Source organism: Pararhizobium polonicum (assembly GCF_001687365.1).
GTDB classification, from domain to species: domain Bacteria; phylum Pseudomonadota; class Alphaproteobacteria; order Rhizobiales; family Rhizobiaceae; genus Pararhizobium; species Pararhizobium polonicum.
In genome coordinates this window covers 42,190-53,834 of sequence record NZ_LGLV01000012.1, presented here as the reverse complement: position 1 = coordinate 53,834, position 11,645 = coordinate 42,190, and the positions used below count along the sequence as shown (strand labels likewise).

The following is an 11,645-nucleotide window of genomic DNA, read 5'->3' as shown; positions in this document are numbered from 1 at the left end:
GTCCGCCGCTTCGCCGGTTGACATTCCCCGGTGATGTCGGCATTGCGCGGGCTGGCTGCGGCTAAAGCCGTTGCCCGGCCGGTATCGGCCGTCATGGGGGATGCGGTCCCGGAAGGCTTCGAATGTGCCCGGCGCAAGCCATGGGCAGATCAAGCCATCGGCACCGGCAGAATGGAATGAACGGCACCGGCATGATCCTCCTGAAACTGACTTTGGTTCCGTTCTTTCTGTTTGCCGTTTCGATGGCGGCCGTGCGCTGGGGGCCGGCGGTGGCGGGCTGGCTTGCCGGCTTGCCGATCGTGGCGGGGCCGATCCTCTATCTTCTGGTGCTGGAACAGGGCGCGGCGTTCGGCGTTGGCGCCGCTGCGGCGGCCCTGTCGGCGATTTTCGCCTCCGAAGCCTTCAATCTGGCCTATGCCTGGACATGCCGCTGGTACCACTATTGCATCGCCGCGATCATGGGGCTTGCCGCCTGGTTCGTCGCTGCCGTCGGCCTGACGAGCCTGCCGGGGACGCCGCTGTTTGCGCTCGGTGCGGCGCTGCTGGGCGTTGCGGCGGCGCAGACGTTTCTGCCGCGAACCCATGCCGCCGGCAAGGTGATCTCGATCACCCGGACCGACCTGATCATGCGCATGGTGGCCGGTGCCGTTCTGACGCTGGCGGTGACGATGCTGTCGGCTTCGCTTGGCGCGCAATGGAGCGGCGTGCTGACCGTTTTTCCGCTGCTGGGGCTGATCCTGTCGGTGTCATCGCAGCGGGCCTATGGGCCTGATTTCGTTGTCCGGCTGCTGCGCGGCATGGTGCTGGGGCGCTTCTCGTTCGCGGCCTTCTGCCTGTGCCTGATCTGGCTGCTGCCCCGGCAGAATGCCGAGATCGCGTTTCTGGTCTCGTCCGCCGTGTCCGTTGCCGTTCAATGGGCCAGCCGGCAGGCTGCCGCCGTCCTGCGGCGGGCTTAGGGATCAATCGGCGCCGCCAAACAGCGTATCGAGAATTTTTCCTTCCAGCCGAGCCAGTTCCGGCGAGCCGTGGCGGCGGGGGCGTTCCAGCGGGATGTCGAGGTCGAGCGCGATCCTGCCGTGATCGATGACGATGACGCGGTCGGCCAGCGCCACGGCTTCCGCGACATCATGGGTGACCAGCACGGCGGTGAACGTCTGCTGTTGCCAGATGCGTTCCAGCAGCTGCTGCATTTCGATGCGGGTCAGCGCATCGAGCGCGCCGAGCGGCTCGTCCAGCGCAAGGATATAGGGATGGGCGACAAGGGCCCGGGCCAGGGCGACGCGCTGGCGCTGGCCGCCGGACAGGACGGACGGCCATTCTTCGGCGCGATCGGCAAGGCCGACTTCGTTGAGGATGGCGAGCGACTTTTCGCGGGCTTCCGCCCCCTTGGCGATGCCGGTCAGGCCGACCTCGACATTCCTGGCGATCTTTGCCCAGGGCAGGAGACGCGGCTCCTGGAACATGATGCGGGTGCGGTTTTCGCCCTGCGCGCCCCTGTTGACCGTCAGCGTGCCGGATGTCGGCTTGTCGAGGCCGGTCAGCAGGCGCAGCAGCGTGCTCTTGCCGCAGCCGCTCTTGCCGATGACGGCGATGAACTGGCCGGCGGGGACATCCAGATCGATGTTATCGAGCACGGTCTTGTCGCCGAACTTGCGGCTGATGCCACGGAAGGAGAAGGCGTTTTCGCGGGTGTCCTGCGCGCGGGGCTGGGGGGCTGCGTAGGGAAACCATTGGCCGGGAGGGGTTTCGCGCAGCGCGCGGGCCTCGGCCGTCTCCTTCGTTGCTGCGCGTGCGGCACCGTTTTTCTGGTCGAGGGCGATGACGGACATTTTCGGCACTCCGTGTTTCGTTTTGCTTTGGCTCGGCAGTCGGGCGGTCAGGCGGTCTGGAAGGCCGGATGCCATTGCAGGGTGAGCCGTTCGAGCAGCCGGGCAAAGCTGTCGGCAAGCTTGCCGAGCAGGGCGTAGATCAGGATCGACAGCACGACGACATCGATCAAAAGGAACTCGCGGGCCTGCATGGCCATGTAGCCGAGGCCGGAGGAGGCGGCGATGGTTTCGGCGACGATCAGCGTCAGCCACATGATGCCCAGCGCATAGCGCAGGCCGACGAAGATGGCGGGCAGGGCGCCGGGCAGGATGACGCGGAAGAACAGGGTGGTGCGCGACATGCCGTAGACGCGGCCCATCTCGACCAGCTGCGGATCGACGCTCTGGATGCCGAGCAGGGTGTTGACGTAGATCGGGAAGAACACGCCGAGCGCGACGAGAAACAGCTTTGCCTCCTCGTCGATACCGAACCAGAGGATGACCAGCGGGATCAGCGCCAGATGCGGGATGTTGCGGACCATCTGCAGCGTCGTATCGGTCAAGTTGCGCGACAGGCCGGAGAGACCGTTGGCGAGGCCGAAGGCAAGGCCGATCGAGCCGCCGATGACGAAGCCGGAGAGGGCGCGGGCGGTGCTGACGCCGATATTGCGGATGAGTTCGCCTGACAGCAGCAGCCGCCAGAAGGCTTCGGCGACGGCCGAAGGGGCGGCCATGACATTCGGCGAGATCAGGCCGGTGCGGGCGGCGAATTCCCAGAGGAGGAGGATGAGGGCGGGCAGCAGCCAGCCGGTGCCGTTTCGCAGGATCGATTGAGCGGTGGATTTCATGATCTGCCCTTCTATCTCTCGCGTGCCGGCCCGGATGGACCGGCACGCTTCGGCATTTCCTGGGAGGAAATCAGTTGGTCGGTGCCGTCCAGACGGCATCGGAAATGGTGATCTGCTTGGGGATCAGGCCGAGCTTGAAGAAGCGGTCGGCGGTCTGCTGCTGGCTGGCGACGATCTCCGGGGTGACCGGCTCGATACCGAACACGGTGCGGTTGGCAGCGATCGTCTGGGCTTCGAGCGGCACGCCGGTGACCTCGTGCAGGGCTTGCGCCACCTTGTCGCGGTTGGCATCGGCCCAGGCGGCGGCATCCTTCAGGGCGGCGATGGTGGTCGTGACCGTTTCCGGGTGCTGCCTGGCGAAGTCGCGGTTGGCGAGGAAGTAGGTCTTGACGTTCAGCGTCTCGGCCGAGGTGGTCAGGATGCGCGGCTTGTAGCGGGTTTCGGCGATGGCGAAGAAGGGGTCCCAGACGGCCCAGGCGTCGATCTTGTCGCTGGCAAAGGCGGCGGCCGCATCGGCGGGGCTCAGATAGACCGGGGTGACGTCCTTGAAATCGATGCCGGCCTTTTCAAGCGCTGCGACGACGAGGTTATGGGCTGAGGTGCCCTTGCCGACGCCGATCTTCTTGCCCTTGAGCTCGGCCAGAGACTGGATCGGCGACTCCGGCTTGACGAAGATCGCCTCGCCGGCGCCGTTGGAGGGAAGGGCGGCGACATAGGTGATGGCCGAACCGGCGGCCTGGCCGAAGATCGGCGGCGCATCGCCGGTCCAGCCGACATCGATCGAGCCGACATTCAGCGCTTCGACCAGCGGCGGACCGGCGGTGAATTCGACCCAGGAGACGGTGATGCCCTTGGGCTCCAGCGCCTTCTCGACGATCTGCTGCTGGCGGGCGATGACCGGCAGGCCGGTCTTCTGGTAGCCGATCTTGAATTCGGTCAGTTCGGCGGCGGCCACTCCGGCAGCCGACAGGCCGGATGCGGCAAACAGGCTGGTGGCCAGCAGGCCAGCGCCGAACAGGCGTCTTGTCAGTGTGAACATCGATCCCTCTTATGGTTGGCGGCAGCGCTGAAGCCGAAGCGCTTTTCCGCATGACATGGGATCATGCTAGTGAAATCGATGAAGCTTATAGAGTTTATTTATTTTGTAGATTGGACGTGCAGGGAAACGCTTTTCCGCGACGGGTGGGCAATCGGTTGGATTTTTCCGTTGGTGATCGCCGTCAGGCTTGTGGCGTATCGATGCGGGAGCGCGCGAAGGCGCCGGGGGCGCAGCCGACGCGGCGGCGAAAGGCCGTGCTGAAGGCGCTGGCGGAGTCGTAGCCGATGTCTTCGGCCAGGCGATCCAGCGATGTGCCGCCCCGGCTGAGCGTGTCCTTGGCGCGCGTCATGCGCCAGCGCGCCAGATATTCCATCGGGGCGCAGCCGAGCATGCCGCTGAAGCGGGCAGCAAAGGCGGATCGCGACATGCCCGCGATTTTGGCAAGGTCGGCGACCGTCCAGCCGGCGCTGATATCGGCATGCATGGCACCGAGCGCACGGGCAAGGGCGGCATCCTCCATTCCGGCCAGCAGGCCGGCGGGCAGGGTGGTGGTTCCGGCACCCGGCCAGCGCAGGCACTCCATCAACAGGACTTCGAGAAGCCGTTCGAGGATCATCTCCCGGCCGGGCCGTTCCGTTGCACATTCTTCCATGATCAGATCGATGATACCGGCGAGACGCCGGGTGCTGCCATTGGCTGCGCTGACGTGGATGATCTTTGGCAGCAAAGCCACCAGAAGCGGTGCATTGACCGGACTGAGCCGGAAGCTGCCGCCGAGCATGCGGAAATCGGGCGCGCCGCCGGGATCACCATGCCGAATATCCGTGGCCATCGGCTGGCCGGGAACGCATGGTGCACCCGGTCGGCTCAGCATCTCGAAGGCAGGCGAGGACGGCAGCAGCACGAAATCGCCACGCTGCAGAAGCACCGGTTCATCCGCTTCGACCGCCAGCCAGCACTGGCCGGACAGCACAATGGCAAAACCCGGCGCCCCATAGGCCGGATAGCGCACGCCCCATTCTCCCTTGCCGGTGATCGGCTTGGAGAAGACGGCATGCGGGCGAAGCAGGGCGATGATGTCGCTGAAAGGATCCATTTGGACGATCCATAATAAAATCTGGATCATTCATTATATATCGTCTTTGCGTTTTGTCTATTCTGAGGGCGACAAAACATGGAGATCCGAATGACCAAGACAGTCCTCATCACCGGCACCTCGTCGGGCTACGGCAAGGCGATTGCCGAACTCTTTCTGGCGCGCGGCTGGAACGTCATCGCCACGATGCGGCGGCCGGATGCCGGCGTTTTTGCAACGGCGTCCGATCGCCTGCTGATCCTGCCGCTGGATGTGACCAAGGCGGAAACGATCGACAAGGCGATCGCCGACGGCGTTGCGGCCTTTGGCGCGATCGACGTGCTGGTCAACAATGCCGGTATCGGCATGGCGTCCGCCGTCGAAGTCACGCCGGACAGCACGATCCGGGAGATTTTTGAGACCAACACCTTTGGTGTTTTCGCAACCTGCCGGGCCATTATTCGACAGATGCGCGCCCAGGGGCATGGCACCATCGTCAATGTCACATCGAGCGTCACGCTCGGCGTCATGCCGCTGGTGGCGATCTACGCTGCCAGCAAATGCGCCGTCGAAGGCTATACCGAGTCGCTGTCCTACGAGCTGGAACTCTTCAATATCAAGGCGCGGCTGGTGGAGCCGGGCCTTGGACCGACCACCGGCTTTGCCGCCAATGGCGGGCCGCGCATGCAGGGGCTGATTCCCGAGGACTACGGTGCGTTTGCGCAGGCCTATTTCGGCATCATGGCCAATTATCCGACGCCCTATTGCACCGAGGCCGAGGTTGCCGGGGCAACGTTTGCGGCGGCAACCGATGAAGGCGATGCGATCCGCTTTCCGGCCGGTGCCGACAGCAGGATGCTGGCACAATTGCGCTGGTCGACCTCCGAGGAGCACTATCTCGCCAGAATGCGGGAGATGTTCCGGCCGGTCATGCCGGCGTAGGCGCGCGCCTTCGATGGGGCAACGATTTTGGCGGGCGCTGCGGTGTTCCCGGCGCTCAATCCAGCAGATCGAAAGCCCGGAAAATCCAGACGACCTGATAGGTCAGGCCGGCGATCAGGAAGGCCGCGTGGAAGCGCCGGTTGGGCGTGATCGCGGCTGCGATGCACAGCAGGATGTAGATGGCGTTGCGCAGCGGATATTCCAGGCCGTAGGAGAGGAAATAGGCCTTTCCCTTGACGGCGGTATCGACGAGATCGACGCCATAGGCCAGCGCCAGGAAGCCGAAGAACCAGGCGCGGCGCGACATGAAATACTGCTCGTAGCCGCTGTAATCCTCCAACGACGTCGGAAACAGCAGGACGCAGAGGAAGAAGAAGATGCAGCAATAGGAAATAACGAAGAGATAGACGCTGAAATCGATCACCGGCACCGCATGCAGCCGGTATTCCCACCACCAGAAATAGATCAGGAACAGGAACATGAAGAGCACCCAGCCGAGGTGCAGCCAGTAGATCCTGGTCTTGCCGGGATGCTGGACAAACAGCGCCAGCCCCGTCAGCAGCCGCGCCATCGAGAGGCTGATGACCATGCCCATGATGACGCGGATATGGGAGAAGATCTGCGGATCGGCCGGGTGGTCCATGGCTCAGGCCTCCATGATGGTCGGGATTTGGGATGATCGGGATTTGGGATGATCTGGCTTCGGAATGATCAGGCTTCGGGCGGCACCGGTTTCGGATGGCCGGCCTCGTCGAGCGCCACCATGACGAACAGGGCGTCGGTGACCTTGTCCATGCGGTCGGAGAGATAGCGCTGCGCCCAGGCTTCGACCTTGAGGGTGATCGAGGTGCGGCCGACCTTGACGACATCGGTATAGATGCAGAGCGTATCGCCGATCTTGACCGGCAGCTCGAAGGCCATTTCCTTGACGGCGGCGGTGACGACGCGGCCGCGGGCCCGCTCGGCGGCGCGGATGCCGCAGGACAGGTCCATCTGCGCCATGACCCAGCCGCCGAAGATATCGCCGGCCGCATTGGCGTCGGCCGGCATGGCCAGCGTGCGCAGGGTGAGGTCGCCGTTCGGTTTTGCCATGGTCTGTCGCTCTCCGTTTGGTTCGATGTAACCTGATGCGGCGGGATCGGAAAAGACCCTTGTGGAAATATAGGCGGGAATGGCGTTTCGGGGCGCGGTTGTTAGCGATGGCCGGGTGTAATCCGGGGAATGGGGCGGTCTTTGCGGGACAGGTGCGCCACGCGCTTGACCGGGCCGGATTTACCGACAGAATGGCCGGGTGATTCAAGGTGTTACAGCGTCCGTTCGTATCGCTGGCGATGCGGGGCGTTTCAGGGGGAATTGGGGGAGGAGGACTGCGAATGATGCCGTTTCAACGCGTTATGATCCGTATCGCGGCGTTGGCCGCGCTGTCGCTGGGTGCTCTGACGGCGTGTACCGTCGTCGTTGATGACCCGGGGCAGCGGCCCCGTCCGCGTCCGGAACCGTCGACCCCGCAGATGTGCACGATGCAATACGACCCGGTCTGCGCCCAGCGCGGCGGCGACCGGCGGACGTTTTCCAATGCCTGCCAGGCGCGGGCGGACGGATACCGCATCACCGGCCGCGGCGAATGCCGCCCGGAGCGGCCCGATTTCGGCAACGGCCGGCCGCAGGTCTGCACCCGCGAATATGCGCCGGTCTGCGCCACGCAGGGGCGGCGCCAGCAGACGTTTGCCAACGGATGCATGGCGCAGGCTGAAGGGTTCCGCGTGATCGGCCGTGGCGAATGCCGCCGTCCGGACAGGCCCATCGATGACAGCGGCATGCGTCCGCCGCCGCGCGATCCGGATCGCCGGCCGCAAGCCTGCACCCGCGAATTCGCGCCGGTCTGCGCCCGCCAGGGACGCCAGCAGCAGACCTTTCCTAATGCCTGCACGGCGCAAGCCCAGGGTTTTCGCGTGATCGACAACAACGCCTGCCGGTAAGGTGGCGGTTTTTCGCCAGGCCTTAGCTCATAAACTCGTAGCCAAAGGCGATCGAGGCGCGCTGGACCATGGCGAGGACGTTAACGGCGAGCCTGTCGTATCGAGTGGCGGCCTCACGAAAATGCTTCAGCCTGGAGACGAAGCGTTCGATGAGGTTTCGCTCACGGTATAGCCATGTGCTGAAGCATGGTTTTGCCCAGCGGTCCGGCCCAGCCGGACCGGGAGGCCTTGCCCGTCCACGACCGCATGCATTTTGGCCGGGAGCCCGCATCGGGAGCGACCGAGAGAATGATCTCGATCCCCCTTTTTGCCGTCGCAGCCCGTCAGAAGAGAGCTTCACATTGGACGCAGCCCAATCTATTGTTACTGTAATAGCAAACGGGGCAAGACAATCATGGATTTGGCAATTCCCAGCGCAACGAATCTCAGCCTGTTCGTCAGCGCCACACTGGTGCTGCTTCTCGTGCCGGGACCGGCCGTTCTTTACATCTTCGCGCGCTCAGTCGAGCAGGGCCGCTCTGCCGGCCTCGTGTCGATCCTTGGCATCCATACGGCGACGCTTGTTCATGTCATCGCCGCTGCTGTGGGGTTGTCGGCGCTCCTGGCGTCATCCGCGCTCGCCTTCAGCATAGTGAAGTATGCCGGCGCGGCCTATCTGATCTGGCTTGGCTTCAAGAAACTATTCGGTTCGTCTGACATTCCCGACATCGAGGGCGGTTTACCGGCGCGTAGCCGCATGCGCCTCTTTCGCGAGGGCTTTATTGTCAACCTGCTCAATCCGAAGACGGCGCTGTTCTTTCTGGCTTTTCTGCCGCAGTTCGTTGAGGTCGACCGTGGCCATGTGGCAATGCAGATCGCTTTTCTCGGGATTGTCTACACCGTGATTGGCGTCCTGACGGACTGCTCCTACGCATTTGCCGCCGGTACGGCCGGCAAATGGCTGAAGCGCAGTCCCGTATATCTGAAGGCTGAACGCTGGGTCAGTGGTTTCGTGTATATCGGCCTTGGCTTGACGGCCGCTTTTGCTGGCAATCAAAAGAAATAGACCGCCCGTCTTTCCCTAAAAGCCGCCCTGAACGGGCCGCCTCATCCGGGCGGTTCAATCTTGACGACGAACGGCTGGAGCCGGTGAATGGCGTTGCGCATCGTTTCCTTGAACGTCTGGGGCGGTCGGGTCCATGCGCCGCTGATGGACTATCTCGTCGCGGTGGATGCGGATGTGATCTGCCTGCAGGAGGTGGTGCGCACCCCGGCTGCGCCATCGGACTGGCTGGTCTACCGGGATGATGGCGTGGAACTGCCGCAGCGGGCGAACCTGTTTGAGGAGATCGGCGCGGCGCTGCCGGGCTATGACGGTTTCTTTGCGCCGGTGGCGCGGGGCACACTGTTCGATGGCGAGCGGGCGGTGCCGTCGGAGTTCGGACTGGCGACTTTCGTGCGCCGGCCGCTTGCGGTGATCGGCCAGGTGCAGGATTTCGTCCATGGCGCATTTTCGCCGGATGGGTGGGGACCGCATCCGCGGGCGCGCAATGCCCATTGTTTCCGCCTTTTCGATTATGACGGCGGTGTTCCGGTCACCATCGCGCAGATGCACGGTCTCAGGGACGTTGCCGGCAAGGGCGATACGCCGGCGCGCGACGCGCAGACGGCGGCCCTGATCGATGTGATCCGGCGCGTCTGGCGCGGCGGTGAGCGGCTGGTGGTCTGCGGCGATTTCAACGTGCTGCCTGATAATCGCATGTTCGGCGCGCTTGCCGGGCTGGGGCTGACCGATCTGGTCATATCGCGGGGGCATACCGATACGCGGACCTCCCATTATGAAAAGGCCGGGCGTTTTGCCGATTACATGCTGGTGACGCCGGATGTGGAGGTCGTCCGGTTCGATGCGGTGGCGCAGCCAGAGGTCTCCGATCATCGCGCCCTGCTGCTGGAGATGCGGTAGACGCAGGAGAGGAGCGGTGCGAATGGCAATCGATGTCGCCACGATCGGGTTTACCCAAAGCACGGCCGCCAATTTCTTCGGCCGCCTGCGGCAGGCCGGGGTGAAGAGGGTTCTGGATATCCGGCTTCACAACACGTCGCAGCTTGCCGGGTTCGCCAAGGCGGCCGATCTGCCGTTTTTCCTGAAGGAACTCTGCGGCCCGACTATGCCCATCAGCCGCTTCTCGCGCCGACCGAAGACATTCTGACGGCCTTCAAGACGGAGAAGGGCGACTGGAACAGCCTGCGTCACCGGTTCATGGACCTGATGGCGCAGCGCCGGGTCGAGACCTGTCTCGAACCCGGCCTATTTGCCGGCAGCTGCCTGCTCTGCTCGGAAGCGTTGCCGCATCAATGCCACCGCCAGCTCGTCTGCGACTATCTCAACGGCAAATGGGGCGGCGCGCTGACTGTCCGGCATCTGTGACGGAGACCGGCCCTTGCCGCATGATCGGGCGGCAACCCCATATCCGGTGATATCTTCGAAAGCCTTCGTTTACCCTGTTTGCATAAAATCCTCTTCAGTCACGGTCTTTCCGCATCGACGCCCGCCTTTGGACACAGGTGGTCCGCAGGTTTTGCGCAGGGACAGGACGGATACGGATGGTGCATTTCGATGCATCGTCATCGGTAGAGGCGGCAATTGAGTATGGCGTATGTTTCCCTTTTCCGGCGGCCGGCGCTGGTTTTCGTGCTGGCGCTTGCGCTGGCCGCCTGCTCGACGGATGACCTGAGCCCGCCGGCCCGGATCGATTCCGCCACACGGGTGAGCGCCATCGAGCCGTCACGCCCGCACCGGCGCGTGGCGCGGGAAAATGCCTATCCTGCGGCGGCCATGCCGGTCGGCACATTCTCCGAAAATTCCGGTTCCGAAAACTCCGGCAATGCCGTCGCTGCCGATCCGCGCCGGCAGGCCGCGCGGCTGCCGATGATCGATAGCGAGCCGCAAAACACGATGCAGCAGCCGATGACCGTGCCTTCCGAGGGCGTCAACATGGATGCGATGCTGGGTGTCGAGACCGGTTCGACGCCGGTTGTCGGCCTTGCCGAGGAGCAGAACCGCGATATCGCCGGGGGCAATGATATCGCCGAAGGCAATGCCAGCCAGCCGGTGGTCGGTGGCATCGGCGGTGACAGCGTGCAGCAGCTGGGCGGGCCGCAGGGAATGCCGGCCGCGGTGCAGGCCAATCCCGGCGACGATCCGGACCTGCCGCCGCTGAGTGCGAAAAACCGCGCCGCGGAGGAGGCGCGCCAGGCGCAGTTCCTCGACCAGCAGCAACGGGTGATGCTGCGCCGGCAGCAGGCGCAGCAAGAGCAGCAGGTGGCTTTCCTGCCGCGCGCCGGCAATCCGCTGTCTGAATCCGAGCCCGACTTCACCGGACAGATGCCGGCCTCCGAAATCGCCTGCCGCCAGCGGTTGAAGAAGCTCAGGGTCGAATTCACCGATATTCCGCGCATTTCCAACGGCAAGGCCTGCGGCATCGACTATCCGATCGAGCTGACGGGCCTTTCCGGCGGCATCGACGTCAAGCCGTCGGTCAAGCTCAACTGCGAGGTGACCGAGGCCTTCGCCAAATGGGTGAAGAACGAGCTGGTGCCGTCGGCCCGCTACCGCTATCTCTCCGGCATCAAGACGATCAAGCCGCTCGGCGGCTATTCCTGCCGGACGATGAATTCGCAGCGCGGCAATCCGATGTCGGAGCATGCCCATGGCAATGCCATCGACGTCGGCAAGTTCGTGCTGAATTCCGGCAAGGAGATCGACGTGCGCAAGCCCGGCTTCTTCGCCTTCCGCGAAAAGGGCCTGCTGAAGGCGGTGCGCAGCGACAGCTGCAAATATTTCAACACGGTGCTCGGCCCCGGCAGCGATCCGCACCACAAGGATCATTTCCACTTCGATCTGAGAGAGCGCAAATCCGGCTACCGGCACTGCGACTGAGCGGACGGTTTTGCCGCGCGCGGGTTAACCGTTAA

General features: G+C 64.0%; 14 protein-coding genes and 1 pseudogene. 8 read left to right on the top strand and 7 right to left on the bottom strand.

What is annotated here, in order from left to right:
* Positions 1-176: 176 nt before the first annotated feature.
* Positions 177-956: a hypothetical protein gene (locus ADU59_RS19045; RefSeq protein WP_068955733.1), complete on the top strand. Its 780-nt coding sequence runs from the start codon at positions 177-179 to the stop codon at positions 954-956.
* Positions 957-959: 3 nt separating this feature from the next.
* Here ADU59_RS19045 and ADU59_RS19040 read toward each other — a convergent pair whose 3' ends face one another.
* From ADU59_RS19040 to ADU59_RS19025, 4 genes are all read right to left on the bottom strand, one after another.
* A complete protein-coding gene (locus ADU59_RS19040; protein WP_068955732.1) occupies positions 960-1,829 on the bottom strand; it encodes an ATP-binding cassette domain-containing protein in 870 nt (289 codons plus the stop codon).
* Between the two features lie 47 nt (positions 1,830-1,876).
* Positions 1,877-2,656, bottom strand: a complete 780-nt coding sequence (locus ADU59_RS19035) for an ABC transporter permease subunit (protein ID WP_068955731.1) — start codon at positions 2,654-2,656, stop codon at positions 1,877-1,879.
* A 70-nt stretch (positions 2,657-2,726) separates the two neighbouring features.
* Entirely contained in the window at positions 2,727-3,695 is a 969-nt protein-coding gene (locus ADU59_RS19030; RefSeq protein WP_068955730.1) for an aliphatic sulfonate ABC transporter substrate-binding protein, read from the bottom strand.
* Between the two features lie 181 nt (positions 3,696-3,876).
* Positions 3,877-4,791 (bottom strand): AraC family transcriptional regulator, encoded by a 915-nt coding sequence (locus ADU59_RS19025; protein ID WP_068955729.1) that lies wholly within the window; start codon positions 4,789-4,791, stop codon positions 3,877-3,879.
* Between the two features lie 90 nt (positions 4,792-4,881).
* On the opposite strand from ADU59_RS19025, the gene ADU59_RS19020 reads away from it, so the two are divergent.
* Positions 4,882-5,712 (top strand): SDR family oxidoreductase, encoded by an 831-nt coding sequence (locus ADU59_RS19020; RefSeq protein WP_068955728.1) that lies wholly within the window; start codon positions 4,882-4,884, stop codon positions 5,710-5,712.
* A gap of 55 nt (positions 5,713-5,767) precedes the next feature.
* Here ADU59_RS19020 and ADU59_RS19015 read toward each other — a convergent pair whose 3' ends face one another.
* On the bottom strand, positions 5,768-6,355 hold the full coding sequence (locus ADU59_RS19015) for a hypothetical protein (protein ID WP_068955727.1): 588 nt from the start codon (positions 6,353-6,355) through the stop codon (positions 5,768-5,770).
* Between the two features lie 68 nt (positions 6,356-6,423).
* Complete coding sequence (locus ADU59_RS19010) at positions 6,424-6,804, bottom strand: acyl-CoA thioesterase (protein ID WP_068955726.1); 381 nt, start codon at positions 6,802-6,804, stop codon at positions 6,424-6,426.
* 281 nt (positions 6,805-7,085) lie between these two features.
* Between ADU59_RS19010 and ADU59_RS19005 the strand changes: the two genes are divergently transcribed.
* Positions 7,086-7,691: a Kazal-type serine protease inhibitor domain-containing protein gene (locus ADU59_RS19005; RefSeq protein WP_068955725.1), complete on the top strand. Its 606-nt coding sequence runs from the start codon at positions 7,086-7,088 to the stop codon at positions 7,689-7,691.
* A gap of 26 nt (positions 7,692-7,717) precedes the next feature.
* Here ADU59_RS19005 and ADU59_RS29695 read toward each other — a convergent pair.
* A pseudogene (locus ADU59_RS29695) lies at positions 7,718-8,000 on the bottom strand (transposase family protein); the annotation flags it as partial.
* 85 nt (positions 8,001-8,085) lie between these two features.
* Between ADU59_RS29695 and ADU59_RS19000 the strand changes: the two are divergent.
* The 5 genes from ADU59_RS19000 (at position 8,086) to ADU59_RS18985 (ending at position 11,610) form a co-directional block, all read left to right on the top strand.
* Positions 8,086-8,736, top strand: a complete 651-nt coding sequence (locus tag ADU59_RS19000; protein ID WP_068955724.1) for a LysE family translocator — start codon at positions 8,086-8,088, stop codon at positions 8,734-8,736.
* Positions 8,737-8,823: 87 nt separating this feature from the next.
* Positions 8,824-9,633, top strand: coding sequence for an endonuclease/exonuclease/phosphatase family protein (locus ADU59_RS18995; RefSeq protein WP_193427093.1), 810 nt, complete (start codon positions 8,824-8,826; stop codon positions 9,631-9,633).
* A gap of 22 nt (positions 9,634-9,655) precedes the next feature.
* A complete protein-coding gene (locus tag ADU59_RS31195) occupies positions 9,656-9,880 on the top strand; it encodes a hypothetical protein (RefSeq protein ID WP_244506464.1) in 225 nt (74 codons plus the stop codon).
* Complete coding sequence (locus ADU59_RS31190) at positions 9,826-10,098, top strand: DUF488 family protein (RefSeq protein ID WP_338012945.1); 273 nt, start codon at positions 9,826-9,828, stop codon at positions 10,096-10,098. Before ADU59_RS31195 ends, ADU59_RS31190 begins: the two co-directional genes overlap by 55 nt.
* A 222-nt stretch (positions 10,099-10,320) precedes the next feature.
* Positions 10,321-11,610: an extensin-like domain-containing protein gene (locus ADU59_RS18985; protein WP_068955723.1), complete on the top strand. Its 1,290-nt coding sequence runs from the start codon at positions 10,321-10,323 to the stop codon at positions 11,608-11,610.
* Positions 11,611-11,645 lie beyond the last annotated feature (35 nt).

Excerpts from the sequence above, each read along its gene's own strand:
- ADU59_RS19045 (WP_068955733.1), top strand. The coding sequence starts at position 177 with ATGAACGGCACCGGCATGATCCTCCTGAAACTGACTTTGGTTCCGTTC.
- ADU59_RS19040 (WP_068955732.1), bottom strand. The coding sequence starts at position 1,829 with ATGTCCGTCATCGCCCTCGACCAGAAAAACGGTGCCGCACGCGCAGCA.
- ADU59_RS19035 (WP_068955731.1), bottom strand. The coding sequence starts at position 2,656 with ATGAAATCCACCGCTCAATCGATCCTGCGAAACGGCACCGGCTGGCTG.
- ADU59_RS19030 (WP_068955730.1), bottom strand. The coding sequence starts at position 3,695 with ATGTTCACACTGACAAGACGCCTGTTCGGCGCTGGCCTGCTGGCCACC.
- ADU59_RS19025 (WP_068955729.1), bottom strand. The coding sequence starts at position 4,791 with ATGGATCCTTTCAGCGACATCATCGCCCTGCTTCGCCCGCATGCCGTC.
- ADU59_RS19020 (WP_068955728.1), top strand. The coding sequence starts at position 4,882 with ATGACCAAGACAGTCCTCATCACCGGCACCTCGTCGGGCTACGGCAAG.
- ADU59_RS19015 (WP_068955727.1), bottom strand. The coding sequence starts at position 6,355 with ATGGACCACCCGGCCGATCCGCAGATCTTCTCCCATATCCGCGTCATC.
- ADU59_RS19010 (WP_068955726.1), bottom strand. The coding sequence starts at position 6,804 with ATGGCAAAACCGAACGGCGACCTCACCCTGCGCACGCTGGCCATGCCG.
- ADU59_RS19005 (WP_068955725.1), top strand. The coding sequence starts at position 7,086 with ATGATGCCGTTTCAACGCGTTATGATCCGTATCGCGGCGTTGGCCGCG.
- ADU59_RS19000 (WP_068955724.1), top strand. The coding sequence starts at position 8,086 with ATGGATTTGGCAATTCCCAGCGCAACGAATCTCAGCCTGTTCGTCAGC.
- ADU59_RS18995 (WP_193427093.1), top strand. The coding sequence starts at position 8,824 with ATGGCGTTGCGCATCGTTTCCTTGAACGTCTGGGGCGGTCGGGTCCAT.
- ADU59_RS31195 (WP_244506464.1), top strand. The coding sequence starts at position 9,656 with ATGGCAATCGATGTCGCCACGATCGGGTTTACCCAAAGCACGGCCGCC.
- ADU59_RS18985 (WP_068955723.1), top strand. The coding sequence starts at position 10,321 with ATGGCGTATGTTTCCCTTTTCCGGCGGCCGGCGCTGGTTTTCGTGCTG.